10 protein-coding genes and 1 pseudogene are annotated in these 17,148 nt (G+C 60.0%); 3 read left to right on the top strand and 8 right to left on the bottom strand.

From position 1 onward, the window contains the following. Positions 1-66: 66 nt before the first annotated feature. Complete coding sequence (locus BVH03_RS16570; RefSeq protein WP_075962187.1) at positions 67-1,026, top strand: alpha/beta hydrolase; 960 nt, start codon at positions 67-69, stop codon at positions 1,024-1,026. A gap of 530 nt (positions 1,027-1,556) precedes the next feature. On the opposite strand, the gene BVH03_RS16565 is transcribed toward BVH03_RS16570, so the two are convergent. The 7 genes from BVH03_RS16565 to BVH03_RS16535 all read right to left on the bottom strand — a co-directional run bounded on the left by BVH03_RS16565 (position 1,557) and on the right by BVH03_RS16535 (position 14,323). Then, positions 1,557-3,548, bottom strand: coding sequence for a TonB-dependent siderophore receptor (locus BVH03_RS16565; RefSeq protein WP_256574729.1), 1,992 nt, complete (start codon positions 3,546-3,548; stop codon positions 1,557-1,559). Between the two features lie 1,393 nt (positions 3,549-4,941). Then, a complete protein-coding gene (locus BVH03_RS16560; protein ID WP_075962185.1) occupies positions 4,942-7,404 on the bottom strand; it encodes a TonB-dependent siderophore receptor in 2,463 nt (820 codons plus the stop codon). 102 nt (positions 7,405-7,506) lie between these two features. Next, positions 7,507-9,156 (bottom strand): cyclic peptide export ABC transporter, encoded by a 1,650-nt coding sequence (locus BVH03_RS16555; RefSeq protein ID WP_075962184.1) that lies wholly within the window; start codon positions 9,154-9,156, stop codon positions 7,507-7,509. A gap of 18 nt (positions 9,157-9,174) precedes the next feature. Further along, the gene (locus BVH03_RS16550) at positions 9,175-10,500 is read right to left on the bottom strand and encodes a lysine N(6)-hydroxylase/L-ornithine N(5)-oxygenase family protein (protein WP_075962183.1); all 1,326 of its coding nucleotides are present in this window, start codon (positions 10,498-10,500) and stop codon (positions 9,175-9,177) included. Then, complete coding sequence (locus tag BVH03_RS16545; protein WP_075962182.1) at positions 10,497-11,573, bottom strand: GNAT family N-acetyltransferase; 1,077 nt, start codon at positions 11,571-11,573, stop codon at positions 10,497-10,499. Before BVH03_RS16545 ends, BVH03_RS16550 begins: the two co-directional genes overlap by 4 nt. Positions 11,574-12,057: 484 nt before the next feature. Continuing rightward, positions 12,058-12,921 (bottom strand): formylglycine-generating enzyme family protein, encoded by an 864-nt coding sequence (locus BVH03_RS16540; protein WP_075962181.1) that lies wholly within the window; start codon positions 12,919-12,921, stop codon positions 12,058-12,060. Between the two features lie 58 nt (positions 12,922-12,979). Further along, a complete protein-coding gene (locus BVH03_RS16535) occupies positions 12,980-14,323 on the bottom strand; it encodes a dipeptidase (protein WP_177344917.1) in 1,344 nt (447 codons plus the stop codon). A 132-nt stretch (positions 14,324-14,455) separates the two neighbouring features. Here BVH03_RS16535 and BVH03_RS26910 point away from each other — a divergent pair. Then, positions 14,456-14,618: pseudogene (locus tag BVH03_RS26910) on the top strand (DDE-type integrase/transposase/recombinase); the annotation flags it as partial. Between the two features lie 72 nt (positions 14,619-14,690). Here the strand turns inward: BVH03_RS26910 and azu are convergent. Continuing rightward, positions 14,691-15,140 carry an azurin gene (gene azu / locus BVH03_RS16525; protein WP_075962180.1) on the bottom strand — a complete coding sequence of 150 codons (450 nt, stop codon included), beginning with the start codon at positions 15,138-15,140 and terminating at the stop codon, positions 14,691-14,693. A 208-nt stretch (positions 15,141-15,348) separates the two neighbouring features. On the opposite strand from azu, the gene BVH03_RS16520 reads away from it, so the two are divergent. Further along, the gene (locus tag BVH03_RS16520) at positions 15,349-16,968 is read left to right on the top strand and encodes a PvdJ/PvdD/PvdP-like protein (protein WP_168175633.1); all 1,620 of its coding nucleotides are present in this window, start codon (positions 15,349-15,351) and stop codon (positions 16,966-16,968) included. The last annotated feature ends 180 nt before the right edge of the window (positions 16,969-17,148 follow it).

Genomic DNA, 17,148 nt, shown 5'->3' with positions numbered 1-17,148 from the left:
AGCTCGCTTTGTAACTGCAAACACCACTCGGGCGCCTAAGGCGCCCGAGTGGTCTGGAGAAATTGAATGTCGTTGAATCCTGATATCGCCGCATTTCTGCAATTGGTCGGCAACGGCCGGGCCAGTGGCAAACGTGTGGGCATGCATGAGCTGACCCCGGAACAGGCCCGTGAGCAGTTCGATCAGTCGTCGTTGCTGATGGACGCCGGCGGCGAAGATCTAGCGGTGGTCGATGAGTTGCAACTGCCGGTGCGTGACGGCTCGCTGCTGGGGGCGCGGGTCTACAGCAGCCAGGCCTTGAAAGCCGGGGCCGGGCGTCCGGCACTGTTGTACTTCCATGGTGGCGGTTACGTGGTCGGCAGCCTCGATTCCCATGACTCGCTGTGTCGGGCGCTGGCGTCGATGGTTGATTGCGTGGTGCTGTCGGTGGCCTATCGACTGGCGCCAGAATTCCGTTTTCCGACCGCCGCGAACGATGCACAGGACGCCTGGAACTGGCTGGTGGCCAGCGCTCAGGACCTGGGTCTGGACCGCTCGCGTCTGGCGATTGCCGGCGACAGCGTCGGCGGCAGCCTGGCTACGGTGCTGGCCGCACAATTGACGGGTGCCCCGGTGCAGCCGCGTTTGCAGGTGCTGATCTACCCGGTCACCGATGCCAGCCGCAGCACGCCCACCATCGAGCGTTACGCTGAGGGGTATTTGCTGGAGAAGGCATCGCTGGACTGGTTCTATAACCACTATCAGCGCGACGTTACGGACCGTCTCGATCCCCGTTTCTCGCCCTTGTTGGGTGAAGTCTCAACCGTTGTGGCGCCAGTGCTGCTGGTGTTGGCCGAGTGCGATCCGCTACACGACGAAGGCGTGGCGTATGCGCGGCATTTGCAGGCGGCGGGCGTGGAGGTCGAGTTGAAGGTGTACGAAGGCGTGACCCATGACTTCATGCGCATGGGCTCGATTATTGACGAGGCTGAACACGCGCAGCGGCATATCGCCGAGCGATTGATGGCGGTTTTTGCGCTGGGATAATCAGGGCAGCATGAGGCAGCGAGACAGGGCGGTATTTTACTGGAGTCCTATCTACGCAGCATGCACTGCGGCAAAGCACTATGTCATCGAAAGCCGGCATTGTTTAAGGCTTGACCTGTCAGCTGTTGGCATGGCGCATCAGCGCCTATGACTGGGCTTGCGCGGTCGCCGCAGTCGTTGCTGACGCAACCACAAGGTGTCGCTTGTGGGCGGGAGCGATCAGCCTGCACCTTTACGTCTTTGATCGGCAGCGCTGATCGCTACCGGTCGTGGCAAACCAGGGGGCTTCCCAGAATCGCGCTGGCATGTTCGCCGAGTACCCGATCTCCCGATTCACACCCGCGTATTCGAGCGATCCTGCTGATCCGGAGCAGGTTTCATTGGTGAACATCAGGCCAGGTCTTGCGCCCAGCATTCGATGACCAACAGTGGTGCTTGAACCCGTTTTCCAGGGCTTGATGAAAATGAGGGGGCTGGGCAGACGACGAGAACGCTCCGGACAGACAATGGCCTGTCCGGAGCGCATGGGGCTAGAAATTGGTGCGCATGGTGAACATCATGTTTCGAGGCGTCCCGTAGTACGTGCCGTTTTCAATATTACCGGTCTGCGCGTAGTACTTGCGGTCAAAGAGATTCTCGATATTGACCGACAGGTTGATGTTTTCGCTCAGGTCGTAGCCCACGCGTGCACTGTAAATCGCATATCCACCTGTTTCGCTCTTGATTCCCGCACCAGGAAGATCCCTCGTGTAACGGCCGTAAACACCGCTCTGGAGATTGGCACCAGCGCCGATTTGCCATTTCGAATAGTCAGCCGGTAGCTGGTAGTTGGCCCAGGCTCGTAACATGTGCTTGGGCATCGAGGGCAGATAACGGGTGCCTACCAGAGCCGGGTTGTCCGTGTGGCTGAGGTACTCACTGCGGTTATAGGTGTATCCCGCTGTCAGCTCCAGCGCAGGCAATACCTTGCCGCTGACCTCTGCTTCGAAGCCCTCGGCACGCACTTTACCGGCTGCTACATAGCAAAAGCATGACAGGGGCTGTGACGGGTCTTGTTGGGCGATTCCCGAGTAGTTGGTGCGATAGATTGCGAAGTTGGTGTTCAACAGGCCGTCGTAAAGCTCGCCTTTGAGGCCCAGTTCGTAGGTTTCGCCTGTGCGTGGGCCTAGCGGGCCACCGGAGGCGGTTTCGTAATTGACTTGTGGGTTGAAGATTTCGCCATAGCTGGCATAAGCCGACCAGTTGGGATTCAGTTCATTGACCAGAGCATAGAAGGGTAGCACCTTGGCGTTGGTTTTCTGCCCGCTCTTGATGCGCTCGCGGTCCGGTTCGTCACGTTGGCTTTGCTCGTAGTCCCACCAACTGGCGCGAGCGCCGACGATCACGTCCAGTGGGTCGAGTACGTTGACCCGTAGCGAGCCATACAGGCCCTGTTGTTCAAGTGTCGACGTGGTGGTTCGGTATTTATCGGTGCGGCGATACTTCGGTGCATTGAAGTTCAGGATGTCAGGAATGAAGTCGTACGCGCCCTCATGATCGGTGACGTTGTAACGCTTGGCGGTGCGTTTGGTATGGGAGATGTTGCCACCCAGAGTGGCTTCGCTTCGCCGGCCGAACCAGTTGAAGTTGCCGTTGATGAAAAGATCGGTGTTGTACTGGTCGTTCTTCTCGCCACGCGATTCCGCCCAGTTCTCGCCTCCTGAATTGTCGAGGGGGTCGAACGGACCGGGCGTGTTGCTATAGAGGGAGCCTAGGTTGAAGCGTGTGTAGTTGCTGGCCAGGGTGACTTGCCAATCTTCATTGAGGCGATGCTTGGCTTCGACGAAGTATTGAGTCGACTCGGTATCGTTGAAGTCCGACGGCGAGTTCACGTTGGTCGAGCGTTTGAAATCGATCTTCGAGCCATTCGCGTAGCCGGGCAGGCCCCAATCCAGGGTCGAGCGGTTATCAGCCTTCTGGTACGTGAAGCCGGTGCTGAGCAAGGTGTCCGGGGTTATATCGAATTCGAGTACACCGAAAGTCGAGGCTCGCTTGCTCTTGCCTTCATCGTAAAAGTAACGACGTGTACCGTAGGCAGTGGCGAGGCGAGCACGGACGGTCTTGTCATCGTTCAGTGCGCCCTGCGCATCGATTTCTTGCCGGTAGTTGTCCCAGCTACCAGCCTGGGTGGTGGTACCGAACTTGACGTCTGATCCTGCGCGTTTGCGGACCAGATTGATTGCACCACCGGGTGAGCCCGCACCTTGGAACAGGCCCGCGGAATCTTTGAGTACTTCTACGCGTTCGTAGGCAATAAGGTCTGACCAGTTCAGTGAGGTGATGCCGGTGCTGGAACCATGGGGAATCGGAATGCTGTTGATCTGAAAGTTATCGATCTCGAAACCGCGAGCGAAGGGTTGATTGTCCCCGCTCAGCGCTCCGTAGGTGATCAACCCGGGCGTTGTATGGTAGACGTCGTCCAGGGTGGTTATGTTTTGGTCCTTTATACGCCTTGCCGTCAATACCGTGACGGTTTGTGGAATCTCTTTGAGGCTGCGTTCGCTCTTGCCAATGGTATATTTTTATTTCGGTAAGTGACCGATTGAAACTGCCTGAGCTCGACAAACGTGCAGTGGTCTTTAGCTGATCGCTCGTGCTACGTCTCGGCACCCCGTTGCCTGAGGCTCGATCCAGTAACCCGTTGACCGGACAAGGTGCCCGAACCGGTGACGAATTAACCCTTGATTGGGTGAGTAGAATCTGCAGATTGGTTCGCTTGGCCAGTTGGTGACGTGCGCACGACCACGGTTAACGGCGTGGTCATGCCTGGTCGAGGTTGTATGAGCTTCGAGCAAACCAACGGGGTGCAGGAGCGTTGAAGTAATAAACTCGCTGATACGACAGGGCGCCGGTTCAGCAACGGCACGAGGCCTCAGGCGTTGTCGTAGTGCCACGTTTTCCATGCCGGTAGTAACTCCCAAGTGGTGTGTCGTATCGTTATTATTAATAAGCGCACTACTTGAAAAAGCCGGAATGTATCGGTCAGCTTTTTTATATGTACGCGGCGTCGAGTTCGCCCTGGGTTGAAGGGGCGCAACGCAAGCGCCGGCGACTGAACCCGGGCATGCCACCGCCCTTGTCTGAGGCGGTATCACCCGAGGTCATGCGCGGGCGAACTCATTCACCGCTTGGCTTGCGATGAACGCCGATGTCCCGAGCGTGGCGCCGCTGTTCTGCATCCACGCCGGCTTCGGCACGATGTCCGACCACGAGCCGTTGGCCCGTCGTCTAAGCGGTCAGCGCCAGGTGCGATTATCGAAGAGTTGCGGCAGCATATGGCGAGCGCTTGTTGGCGGTGTTTTACCATGGCGTGACGAGACTCTCGGTGCAGCGCCGATGACTGCCGATGGTAGTATTTTTATTGAAGGCGGATCACATGCGGCATCCATTGCAACAGTGGTGAAGCGCCAACGAAATGGGGTGTGTGAAACCTGGCAGGTTGCGTGTAAGCCCGAAGAAAACGCTTCCTTCAGGTGATGAGGGCATTGTCGTTTGTTGACTATATCTTGAACGAAGGTTGCCAACATAGCAGCTATTTCAGCCTGGATAGGTTGGTGGCAGATATTATCTGGTGCGTGTGATCGGGGCCCATGTTGCTCGCCTGCATTTGCTAACCCTGACGTTCAGTAAAGTGAGCCACTCAAGACCGGTCGTCCTAACTATGCTCCGGCGGATCTGATCAGGACGCCGCCAACCCACCATTTCAGTACTCGGCTCCAGTTGCCCGATCAGGCTGATGACTTGCAGCAGCGACTTGAACGGTCGCATTGAATCAACACAAACGCCACGGATACATCAGGCGCTTGTGTTGATCTGGCTTTAACTCAGAACGTTTTCATACGGTCTTCAAGGCTTGCGTTTTTCATGTTGAGCGTGTCACCAGTTGTAGGTCACGTCCACGGTTACGGCTCGGCTTTCGCCGTAGTAGCAGTCCAAGTCGCTGCCGCAGGAAGCAACATATTTTTTGTCGGCTAGGTTTTCCAGGTTCATTTGGACTTTTACGCCTTTGACGTGCAGCGGCGACTTCTCCAGATCGTAGGAAACCATGGCGTCATAAACGGTGTAGGACGGGATTTGGAAGGAGTCTTCCTTATAGTCTGAGCCATAGCTGCCGCGCACGTAGCGTGCGCCCAGACCCATACCCAGACCAGCCAGCGAGGTGGAAATGTCAAAGTCGTAGTTGACCCACGCGGAAGCGCTCAGCGGCGTGCCCACGGCCACGGTGCGGCCTTCGCGGCCATCGTTGGATCTATGCCATTTGCTCTGATTCCGTGATACGGAAGCTAGCACGCCGAGGTTGTGCGTGACGTTGACCTTGCCTTCGAGATCCACGCCACGCGAACGCACACTACCGCTCTGCACGCTGAAACCTGGATTATCGAGGTCAGTGGTCAGCATTTTTTCCTGGTCGATCTGATACATCGATAGTTGAATGAAGCCGTCGACAGACTTGGGTTCATACTTGATGCCGACTTCGTACTGCTTGCCAGTGGTCGGGTCAAACGCACTGTTGGACGCATCGACGCCTGTTTGCGGGAGGAACGATGTAGCGTAGCTCACGTATGGCGTCATACCGTTATCGAACGCATATCCAAGGCCGGCGCGACCGGTGAACTTCTCGTCTTTCTGCTTGCTACGGTCACCGCTCAATGGTTGTTTATTGTCGGTTTCGGCAAAGTCGTAGCGGCCGCCCAGGGTCAAGAACCACTGGTTCCAGCTCATTTGATCCTGAGCGTAAAGCCCGGTCTGCTTGATGGTGTTATCCCACCTGTATGGCTGGCGGAAATTGAATTCGCTGCCGTAGACCGGGTTGTACAGGTCAATGGCTGGGCCGGTGCGGTCATAGAGACCGAGGAACTTGGAATTGAAGTGGTAGTAGTCCACGCCCAGTAAAAGGGTGTGCTCCACATCAGCAGTATTGAATTTGGCTTGGGCGATATTATCGATACCGTAAACTTTATTGCGCTGCGACCAATCGACTCCAAAGCGAGTCTGGTAGCTACCGTCGTCAACGCCCGTGTTCGGGTTCGGCTCGAACGAGTAGCCATGTAGCGGGGCGATATAAAGGTCGTCGACGTCGGCGTAGCGAGCGTTCTGCTTGAGTGTCCAGGTGTCGTTGAGCTCGTGTGCGATTTCATAGCCGACGACGAATTGCTCGCGGTCGTACTTGTTCAAGCTCGGCTCGCCAATGAACAGATTTCTACTGATGCGGCCTCTGGGCGTGCGGTAGACAGTGCCTTGCGCTGGCAGGCCCTGGGCCTCTGGGGTGTCACGGTCTTTCTGGTACTGGCCGTAGACGGTGATGCTGGTACGATCGTTCGGTAACCAGGTCAGGCTCGGGGCGAGCATCATGCGTTTCTGATCGGCATAATCGATTTGTGAGTTGCTATCGTGAACCACGCCTGTTAGGCGATAGAGAAACTCACCCTGATCGTCGATAGGGCCGCCAAGGTCGAAGGCGCCGTATTTGCGGTCATAGCTACCGCCACCCAGGATTATCTCGTGCAACGGCGTGGCGGTCGGACGCTTGCCAACCATATTGACGATGCCACCTGGCTGGTTCTGACCATACAGTACGGATGCGGGGCCTTTGAGCACTTCGATGCGCTCCAGGCTGTATGGATCGATCTGCAGCGAACCGCCGGTGCTGCCACCGCCATAGGGCAGGTGTAAGCCATCGAGATACAGTGGGGTGGGCGTGAATCCGCGAGAGATCGGTTCGTCGAAGATTTTTACCCGGTCGGAAAAGCCACCGCCGGTCATACCTGCGGTGTAGCGCAAGGCTTCGGTGACCGTACGTGACCCGCGCATTTTGATTTCGTCTTGCGTAATGACATTGATGGTTTGCGGAATCTCACTCAGTGCTGTGTCGGTTTTAGAGCCTGTTGCGCTGCGTTTTGCCACTATGCCGGTCACCGGGCCCCACGCCGATTCCTGAGTCGTGGAAATGGTCGTCGGTGCCAGATCGAGGCTGGCGTCGCCACTGGCGAGCGAGCGCAACGCAATGGTATTACCCTGAGCGCTATAGGTGATGCCTGTGCCCTGAAGCAACTGCGCCATGGCGGCTGTTGCCTCAAGATTACCGCTGACCGCGGTACTGCGAAGCCCCCCAACTTGGTCAGAGTTGTAAAGTACCTGATGATTGGTTTGGCGGCCGAACTCCTGTAAAGCACTCCCGAGCGACTGGGCGGGAATACTGATGCTCTGGGCTGCGGCTTGAGCATGACCAATCACGGGCAAAGCGCAGGATAGGACACAGAGGCTCGGAAGTGCCGCGCTGAAGGAGCGTCTTATCAGCAAGGCTTTGGCAAATGGATTGAGTTTGCTAAGTGCGGGCATTGGTTTTCTACTCGTTCAATTCATGAGTGAGAATTATTTATAGTTGCCCTGATGAAACGCTGAACTCATCGAAAACCGGAAAAGCGCCGCAAATTTTCAGTATTACGCTGGTTGCGATTCTGTGAGTAGATTACCGGCTTGTAAGCGCACCAACTGATCGGCTATATCAAAATAGCGGTCATCATGGCTGATCACGATGATCGTCTTGCCCAGCCGCTTCAGATCGGGCAGCAGTTCGGTATAGAAAATCCGGCGGAAGGCTGGGTCTTGGTCGGCGGCCCATTCGTCGAACACCAGCACCGGGCGCTCTTCCAGCCAGGCGTTGATCAGCGCCAGTCGCTTGCGCTGCCCAGTGGACAGATCGGTGGTGGTGAAGGCGCCATTCAGCACACTCACTTTGTGAGCGATCTCCAGGCGCTTGAGGTAGCGGTTAGCGTCCTCCGGAATATGGGTGTCGCCTTGGACTATCTCGTCGAACAGGTAGTAATCGGCAAATACGGTGGTGAACAACTGGCGGTAGTCATCGCGGTTTTCAGCATCGACAACCTGACCATTTAGTAGGATCTGCCCCTGCTGTGGCGTGTACAGACCCAGCAACAACTTGATCAGGGTCGTCTTGCCACAGCCGTTCTCGCCGACGATGAACACGATGTCGCCTTGCTTGATCCGCAGGTTGACCGGGCCCAGTCGGAAGGGCGGTGCATCGCCGACCGCAGGAAACGCGTAGCTGATGTCGTGCAGGGACAATTCATGCACGGCGGGGGGCGGGGCACCTTTGTCATCGATAAGCAGATGGGGTTCCGGCGAGGAGAACTGTTCCGACAGCTGTGCGATGCGGCGGAAAGCGATCTGCGCCCGGCTGATGATCGGCAGTGTGCCTACCAGGTGCTCGAGAGGGCCTTTCATGTACAGCAATACCAGCACGAAGCCGCTCATCACCGCCGGGTTCGTGTTGGGCCACAGTGCGTGCATGGCGAGGGCGAGGCCGATGACCACGAAAAACAGCATCGAGCCGAGGCTCTTGGCGATCACGAAGGTATTGATCGAGCGAATCTGGGTGTCTCGAATCAGCTCCGCCGTCTGCTGTATGCCTTGGGTGAACATGCGTTTACGCCGCGGACGGTGGATACGCAGCTCTTTGGCGCCTTCGGCAATGGCGTTGTAATGCTTCTGCAAGTGGTCTTCTGCATCACGAGCCTGAAGGAACCCCTGTATACCGCGTGCTTGTGCGATGTACTGGATCACCGTGCCAATCCCTATTGCTGCCAGCATCAAAAGGAACATCGGCCAGGACAGGACGGCGAGATAGCCGAGGCAGCCCAGGGTGACCGTCAGTGAGATCGCCAGTGGCGTAAAGGCGAAAGCGAAATCGCTGATGGTGTCGACGTCATGGGTCAGTACCGGGATGAGTCGATGACTGCGATAGCGCTCGATCTGTTCGATTGGCGCGGACAGCACCTTCTCGCCTAGTTCCTTGCGCAACGCCGCGATGATGCTCTGGCCGACCCGGTTGGTGCCGATGTCGGACAGAATCGAGCAGGAGAGCGCTAGCAGGCAAAGCCCGGCAAACCCCCAGACCAGGCCCTGCCCAAGGCCATTCTCGGAATGCAATGCGCTGTTGATGGTGGCCAGCAGCAGGGTAATGCTGAGGCCGCCGACCATGCCCAGTACGATGGAGCCCGCGACGATGAACTTGAACGGTCGTAGCAGAATGAACAATTCGTACAGCGGGCCTTTCTCGGGCTGGGACATGATCGCTCCTCGGGGCAGTCAGGCGCTGGCCAGTGCGCTGGCCTTGGATGGTTTGGCGGCAGTAGGGATATTCAGCGCCTCGTAGAGGGCTGTGCCGATTTCCTCGCTGCGCATCGGCAGTACCGACAGCAGGGTATCGCTGAGGCCATGGGTCGCCTCGCAGAAGCCTTGCAGAAACACCGGGGCCTGGAGTGGAGCGGTGGCCAGGGCACGGTAGTTGCGATCGACCTCAAGGCCCGGCAGATAGACCTGCAGTGGGGCGAGCAGGCGCCGGTGGCTCTGGCGTTCGTAGCCTGTCGCGAGGATCACCGCGTCGTAGCGATGGGTGCGCCGTTGCTGGGTTGCCAGATCCAGCAGGGTCAGTTCTATACCGTTCTCGCTGGCCAGCGCCTGTTCAACCTGCTGCCGGCAGAGCACCGCGTGGCGGAACTGGCGGGCGACCTTCTGGCGATAGAGCACACCGTAGATACGTTCGAGCAACTCCGGGTCGACCACTGAGTAGTTGGTGTTGTGGTATTCCCTGATCAGTTTCTCGCGATCAGGCGCGGCCTGCTGGAATACCAGGTCGGTGTATTGCGGGGCGAAGATGTCATTGACGAAAGGCGTATCGTCGGCAGGTTTGAGTGCGGTGCTGCGCAGGATCATGTCCACCTTCACCGAGGGGAAGCTGTCGTTGAGGTCGATGAAGGCCTCTGCGGCGCTCTGCCCGGAGCCGACGATGGCGATGCGCATCGGTTGCCCGGCGCTGCAGGGCAGTTCCTTGAGAGCGCTCAGGTACTGGGAGTGGTGGAACACCCGTGGATCATCGCGGAACGCAGCGAATAGCTGAGGGATTTTCGGGGATCCACCCGTGCTGATCACCACCGAGCGAGCCCGTCGTACCTGTTCTTGTCCCCCGTCGGTGCGGGAAACGAGTTTCAGGTGGTGAATGATGCCATTGTCGAGTTCAGGTTCCACGCGAACCACTTCTTCGCCGTAGGCAGCCTTGTCGGCGAAGCGCTCGGCGACCCAGCCGAGGTAGTCGTTGTATTCCAGGCGGCAGGGATAGAAGGTGCCGAGGTTGATGAAGTCGATCAGGCGGTCCTGTTGCTTCAGGTAGTTGACGAAGCTGTAGGGACTGGTCGGATTGCGCAGCGACACCAGGTCCTTGAGAAAGGAGATCTGCAGCTCGCTCTGGGAGGAGAGCGTGTCGCCATGCCAGCGGTAGTGCAGTTGCTTGTCGATGAACAGCGCGTCCAGGCTCTTGCCGCTGTGCTGGGCGATTTCCTCGAGGGCGATGGCCAGGGCCAGGTTGGAAGGGCCGAAGCCCACACCGATGACGTCATGAATCTTGCTGGTGTTCATGCGATGGTTCCTTCATGCAATGGCTGGACGACGTCCAGGGGCGTATACAAACGATCGGAAAAGAAGCGCTCGCGGGACAGCATCACCAGCAGCGCGTGTTTATGCGGGAAATCGAAGTGCTTGATTTTGGCGAAGCCGCTGCGGTCGAAATTGGCGATTTGCCGATAATTGTCGTGCCGCGGCTCGCAGACGATGCGCTGGGTACGCGGGTCGTCGAGAAACAGGTAGTGGCAGATCGAGGAGAACCAGGCGGTGTAGAAATGCTTGCCACGAAAGGCTTCCTCGCCCACCAGCAGATGCAGGCCGCGGTCATAGTCATGCGCCTGATAGAACGGCGCGATACGGTCTTCCTTGGCCCAATAGACCTCGAAGTAGCCGAAGGACTGGCCATCGAAACGACCGACCAAGGGCAGCGTATGAGTGTCGTCCAATTGCTTTTGCAAGTAGGCGCGGTGCGCTTCCAGGCTGCCTTGCTCCTCCCAGAAGCGGGCGACGCGCGGGGTGTTCATCCAGCGGTTGAAGGCTGGCAGGTCGCGCTGCAGGTCGACCTGCTCGAACGTTAGGGTCTGCCCCAGCCAGGGGATGAAGCGGCTGTAGAGCGTGCCTGGCAGTGGGGCAGGGCGCAGTGGATGGCGGACCGGACCGCTTTGTACGAAGTGCTGAGGATAGGCCGCGGCGTTGCCCTTGTGTAACCAGGGGCGGGTCTGTTGCCAAAGCGCATGGGCTGAGCAGACGACCTTGTCCGTGGCAACGCGCTGGAACAGGCCCTCGGCCACCAGGCTGTCGATCGCCACATGGGACGACGCCGTCGCCAGGCGCAACTGATCGAGGTTTGGCCAGCGGGCGAATGCCGCCTCGCAGGCAGCCAGGACCAGGTGCGTTTGTTGTACTTCGTTTCCCGAAAGGCGGTCGAGGGTGCCCGACAGCGACCGCTCGGACGCCGGCTCCAGCAGAAGTTCCAGATGACACAGGTCATTCAGCGACACACCGATGCGTTGGTCCGTGCAGTGCGCTCGCAGCTGGCGATCGGGGTAAAGGCTGCTGAGGACCGGAAGGGGGGTATGAACATTCATCTGCACGTCCGCACGATAGGGCTTTAGCTGTCAGACGAGCATGGGAAGGCTGGATTTAAAGAGGCGATGACTTTCTCGGAGCCCATCTGGGTCGTTTGACGGGACCCTCACCCTTCGGTCAAGGATTACGCATTCAGTTAGGGTCTTTCAGAAAAAAGACGAATAAGCGGTAGCAGGGCGGCGGCAGTTCGGTGACCCCCCTGTGGGAGCGGGCGAGGACGCCTAATCCACACCCGCGATTCGCGTGCCGGGCGCGCCTCCACAATCGCGAACGTCAGTCGTCTGCCTCTGCCTTTTTTGCGGCCACGGCAGCAAACCTGTCGCCTGAAGCTCGCGAGCGCGCACCAAGGCTTAATCCGGCCTGGAGCGTGCCTGAGGCCGACCCTGGCCGTGGTCTTTCTGCGAGTTGACTGCCCGGCGACAGTCAGGTTCATCGAGGTTGCAGTGGCCCACTGGTGGATATCGACCGCCGTCCGCTTCGGCCTCACAGCTCGCGCGCCACCCTGAACCCCAGCCAATCGCCGCGTGTGTCTCTGTAGGCGTTGTTGCGATTGCCCGAGCGAGAGAAAATTGGCGGTTCACCCCAGTCGTTGCCGCGAATCTGTACCAGTTTGCATTGGTCGTCGTCGATCCAGGCGCTGCCATTCACAGGGGCGCCGTTGTAGTGGTCGTGCCAGCAGTCGGCCACCCACTCGTAGACGTTGCCATGCATGTCGTAGACACCGAAGGCGTTCGGCGGATAGCTGCCCACGGGCGAGCTGTAAGAATAGCCATCCCTGGGGCCGTAGGTGTTCGCGTGCTTGTTGATCTGATACTCGCCGTCCTCGTCGAAGGGGAACGGGAAGGGGCCGGTGGAGCCGGCGCGGGCGCCGTACTCGCGTTCCGCTTCACTGAGCATGCGATAGGGCTTGCCGGTCTTCTTCGATAGCCATTGGGTATAGGCCTGTACCTCGTCATAGTCGATGCAGACGGCTGGCTGTCTTGGCCCTTGCTCGTAGCTGGGCTTGCTCGCGTCACACCAGCGCCCTGGGCGTTCGTCGCCACTCTTGATCACCACCCCCGATTGCTTGATGTAGGCATCGAGTTCGCCGGCGGTCACCTGGTAACGGCTGATGGCGAAGGGTTTGGCAAAGGTCACGGTATGCTGTGGACCTTCGTCGGGCTGGCGCCCTAGCTCGTCGTCCGGCGTGCCCATCACGAAGCTGCCGGCCGGCAGCACGACCATTTCCGGGCAGTCCTGGCAATCCTTGAAGATGCTTCCAGGGTGGAGAGGCTGCTCCGTCGCCTGGGCTGCCGAAGCCGCGGCCAGGTAGAGTAAAAGTTGGCTGAAGGGGTAGAAGTAACGCATTTCGTTGAATCCCTATTCGAGTCAGTTTTTACGGGAGCGGTGCAGAGGGCGATGCTTCCTATTGTTGGTTGCCAGCGGCGCGCGCCTGTACCGTCTCCCAAGTTCGCAGGAAGTTTCCGCCCCAGAGTTTGGCGATGTCTTCATCCGAGTAACCCCGCTGGATGAGCTCGGCGGTGACGTTGCGCGTGTCGGCGACGCTCTCCCAGCCGATGATGCCGCCGCCATCGTTGAAGTCCGAGCTGATGCCCACATGGTCGATGCCGATCTTGTTCACCGCGTAGTCGATGCTGTCGCCAAGCTCTTTCAGTGACGCCCGTGAGTCGGCTTCAAGAATCGGATAGAGCCGGCTGGCGTATTCACCGAAGCGCTTCTCCGGCCAGATGGAAAAAACCGGGTCGGCGGGCATGCTGGCCTGAGCCAGGTTCTGTACCGCGGGCAGGTCGAAATCGGCGCGCATACGATTGACCTTGTCCAGGGTTTCGCGGGAAAAGGCCTTGAGCTGGGAGCTAAAGCCGACGATATGCACCACCCCGCCGGTATCGCGGATCAGGCGCATTTCCCTGTCGGTGAGGTTGCGCGGCAGGTCCACCAGGCTGCGCACGCCGGAGTGCGAGGCGATGATGGGGGCGCGAGTGAGCTGGGCGGTCTGCTCCAGCGCGGCGCTGGACATCTGCGAGACGTCGATGACTACGCCGAGTTCGTTGAGACGGCCAACCGCCTGGCGGCCCAACTCGGACAGGCCGCCCAGTTCGTCGGGCGAGTCGCCGAAGAACGGCATGGGCCGCGACGAGTCGGCCCAGGCATTGTTGGCGACGTAGCTGAAACCGAAGATACGCATGCCCCGGGCGGCCCAGTCGTCCAGTCGGGATATGTCGTCGCCCAATGGGTAGGCGTTGAGCAGGCTGATGACGATGGCGAACTTGCCTTCATGAGCCAGGCGCCGGAAGTCGGCGGGGGTGTAGGCGATGCCCGCGCGCTCGGGGAAGTCGCGGGCGATGCCGGTGATGATGCGATAACGGGTTTCCTGCTCGTGGCGTGCTGCCTCGACGAAGCCAGCGTTGGGACGGTGCGGGCTGTTGGCGCCTGTCCAGAATTCGGGCCAGGCGAATACCGTCAGCGCGGCGCCGCTCAGGCGCCCGCGCTCGGCCTTGACCAGGTCGAACTGCCCGGAGCCGTCGCGATTCGCCTCCGCGCCCTCGCTGCCGAAGTCGGGCGGGATGTCCAGATGCGCGTCGAAGGAGAGAATGCGTTCCTGCAGGGCGTTGGCGCGGGCGATGACCTCCTTTGGGTAGAGGGCGGTGTCGCGGATCAGGAACCACCAGATCAGCAGTGCGGCTGTCGCCAGGAGCAACAGCGACAGAATCAGCAGTGGCCATTTCCAGGTGGTGCGGCTCGTTCTCATGGGGCTCCCGTGTGGACGGTTCAGCGCCGGCTGGGATGCCGGCGGTCGTTGGGAGAACGAGTGGCGTGAGGAAAAATTTACGCTGCCAGGAGCCTGTAGGAATAGCGCTCGGCGACGGTGCTCTTAGTGCCGCTGGCTGCCGTGCTGGGCCTCTACTCGCGCAAGGTAGTGGGTTGGGCCATGGCGTCCAAGATGCCCGCCGAGCTGGTATGCGCGGCCTTGCAGATGGCCATCGTCCTACGGCAATCCCAACCTGTATTGAATGCATACCAACCGAAGCAGTCAGTACGCCAGCTGGCCTGAACGGCTTGACCGCCAGCATGAGCCGTAAAGGGAGTGACGCCACCGGCACTGGCAGCCTGATGCTTCACGAGTCGAGCCTGAGGCGACCTTTCATCAGCACCGAATGGGCGGGGAAGGAGCAGAAGAACTGGTAGTCGCCGTCTGCCTTCAGTGCTTTCGTATCGAAGGTCACGCTGTCTTCTTCGCCGCCGCCGAGCAGGCGGGTGTGGGCGATGACGCGAGGGTCTTCGGGCTTCAGGTAGCCCTGTTCGACGCCGGCGGCGCTGCCATCGGCGATGATCGCCGGCATGTCGGCGGTCGTGCTCAGGACCCAGTTGTGCCCCATGACCTCTTTTGGCAGGGTGCCGGGGTGTTTCAGGGTGACCGTGAAGCGCTCGCACTGGGCGGGCACGACGATCTCGCGCTTGTCGAAGGTCATCTGGTCGGTGCCATGGATTTCGATCGCGCAATCGCTGGCCGACCAGGCCAGGCCGGGAAGGGCAAGGCCAAGAGTCAGAAGCAGGGCTCGTTGCATGGGGTTCTCCGCAGGGGTGGAAGGGGCTCTACCGTTTCAGCGCGAGCCGGAGACGGCGTCGCGGGGCACTGAAAGCTCGACAGCCGCCAGGGTTGAGCTGATTGAACGAATGGCGGGGGCAGGGCTTTAGGGCGGCGGATAAATTCCACGTCCGGGCATTCGTTCTTGGGGCATACGCTCATGGGAGCGGACGAGCGGATGGGTACAGATGAAGGTTTCTCGGCGTGGGTTGCTGGCGGGGGCGGCTGCGGTGGCGGCCACGGCGGGTGGGGTGGGGTTGCCCCTGGTGGGCTACCGGCACTATCGCGCCATCGAAGAAGCGGCGTTGGCCGAGGACCCCACCCTCGAGTCGCCCTCCCTCGCACAGAATCTGCTGGCCGGGCGCCTGGTCGGTATCTGGGATTTCCAACTGCTCGACGGGCATGAGGCGTTTGCGGACTTCACCGGCGACGGGCTGGAGCTGCTGCTGGATGTGGGGCCGTCCGGTCGCGCGTTACGCGGGCATCTCGGCCGCCGCCCCTTCGGCTCGGGTGGCTTCGAGCTGTTCGGCGACCTGTCGCCCGACAAGGGGGCCAACCTGCGTTGGAAACTGGTCGACGACGCCGATCAGGCCTATGAGTGCACGGCGATATTCGACGAAATCTGGGATGTCTGGAGTACCGGTGGAGGGCCGGCGACGCTAACCGGCAAGCTGCGTCGGCGCGGCAGCCAGCCGGGGTGGTCAGTGGTCGAGGCCGCGTTCCTGGCCAAGCGCCGGCCGTTCGTCCAGGCGCGTGAGCGTTTGCCCTATGAGCCGGCTTTACACGCCTGGCTGGTGGCCCCCTGGCACCGCCTGTTCCACCAGCTGTGGCATGCCAGCCGAGACCTCTGGCACGGGCTCGACGACAGTCGGCGCCAGTCTCTGCGCGGGTTGGGCTGGCAACCTGGGCCACTCGGTCAGGAGCGCGATGCCCGTGGCAAGCATCGACACATGAACGGCTCGGGCGAAGATTTCCTGTACATGCACCGCAGCATGCTCAGAGAAGCTCGCAGCTTCCAGGAATTGAAATCCTGGAAACGTTTTCCGCCGCCCAAGCCGTTCATCGGCCATGGCATCCAGTCGTTCGTGGATTACCTGGAGAACAGTGATGGCTACTCGGTGCCGCCGGCCTGGGAACAGCCGGGCGACGACGCCTTCAACCAGTGGTTGCGGGACGTTAAGAGCAGCGAGGGCTTTTACGGCAATTTCCAGCTCTGGGAAGCGCAGTACCAGAACCCCGAGTACCTGGCCACCCTGTGTCTGGGGGAGCTGGGCAGTCGCATCGAACTGGGGCTGCACGATTGGTTGCACATGTGCTGGGCGTCCGTGGGCCGGGATCCGAACAGCCAGTACCCGATGATCTACGATCGAGCGCCGAACGACTTCTCCGAGCGCTGGTTTCGCCCGCAGAACGATTATCTGGCCGATGCCTTCTCCTCCCACGTGAACCCGGTGTTCTGGGCCTTCCATGGCTGGATCGACGACCGCCTGGAGGACTGGTTCCAGGCGCACGAGCAGGCACATCCCGGACAGGTCAGGCGTCGCGAGGTCGATGGTGTTCCGTGGTTCGCCAAGGGGCGCTGGGTCGAGGTCGATCAGCCATGGCTGGGCCCGGCGCAGGCTGGCTGTGGCGCCTGGGGGCGCAGCAATGGCGGCGGTGGCGGTGAACTGGATATCGAAACCATGAAACTGGCGCTGCACGTTATCCATGATGCCGAGGAAGAGGCCCGCCGCCTGGCCGGGCGCATCCCGCGCCGGCCCTGGTACGCCCGCCACCTGGCGGCGGGGCCAGAGGCGTCTGGTCGATGACGGGCCTCAGAAGCTGTTCACAACCTTCCGGCGCCGTGTCCTGTGCGATGACTGCAACGAGGCGCAAGCGGCCATCGGTTGAGTATTTGTAGGCGCGGGCCATGCCCGCGAAAAATCACGGGGGTGGAGCTAGGTGTCTGTTCCCACAGGTAAAACAACGATAACCGCTTCCGCCTTATT

Origin of the sequence: Pseudomonas sp. PA15(2017), assembly GCF_001945395.1 — a bacterium.
Classification (GTDB): domain Bacteria; phylum Pseudomonadota; class Gammaproteobacteria; order Pseudomonadales; family Pseudomonadaceae; genus Aquipseudomonas.
Note: the sequence above shows the minus strand (reverse complement) of the source record. Positions and strands in the feature narration are given on the sequence as shown.

Bases quoted from the DNA above. Each gene is read 5' to 3' on its own strand.
- BVH03_RS16560 (WP_075962185.1), bottom strand. From the start codon at position 7,404: ATGCCCGCACTTAGCAAACTCAATCCATTTGCCAAAGCCTTGCTGATA.
- BVH03_RS16545 (WP_075962182.1), bottom strand. From the start codon at position 11,573: ATGAATGTTCATACCCCCCTTCCGGTCCTCAGCAGCCTTTACCCCGAT.
- BVH03_RS16570 (WP_075962187.1), top strand. From the start codon at position 67: ATGTCGTTGAATCCTGATATCGCCGCATTTCTGCAATTGGTCGGCAAC.
- azu (WP_075962180.1), bottom strand. From the start codon at position 15,140: ATGCAACGAGCCCTGCTTCTGACTCTTGGCCTTGCCCTTCCCGGCCTG.
- BVH03_RS16520 (WP_168175633.1), top strand. From the start codon at position 15,349: ATGAAGGTTTCTCGGCGTGGGTTGCTGGCGGGGGCGGCTGCGGTGGCG.
- BVH03_RS16540 (WP_075962181.1), bottom strand. From the start codon at position 12,921: ATGCGTTACTTCTACCCCTTCAGCCAACTTTTACTCTACCTGGCCGCG.
- BVH03_RS16535 (WP_177344917.1), bottom strand. From the start codon at position 14,323: ATGAGAACGAGCCGCACCACCTGGAAATGGCCACTGCTGATTCTGTCG.
- BVH03_RS16555 (WP_075962184.1), bottom strand. From the start codon at position 9,156: ATGTCCCAGCCCGAGAAAGGCCCGCTGTACGAATTGTTCATTCTGCTA.
- BVH03_RS16550 (WP_075962183.1), bottom strand. From the start codon at position 10,500: ATGAACACCAGCAAGATTCATGACGTCATCGGTGTGGGCTTCGGCCCT.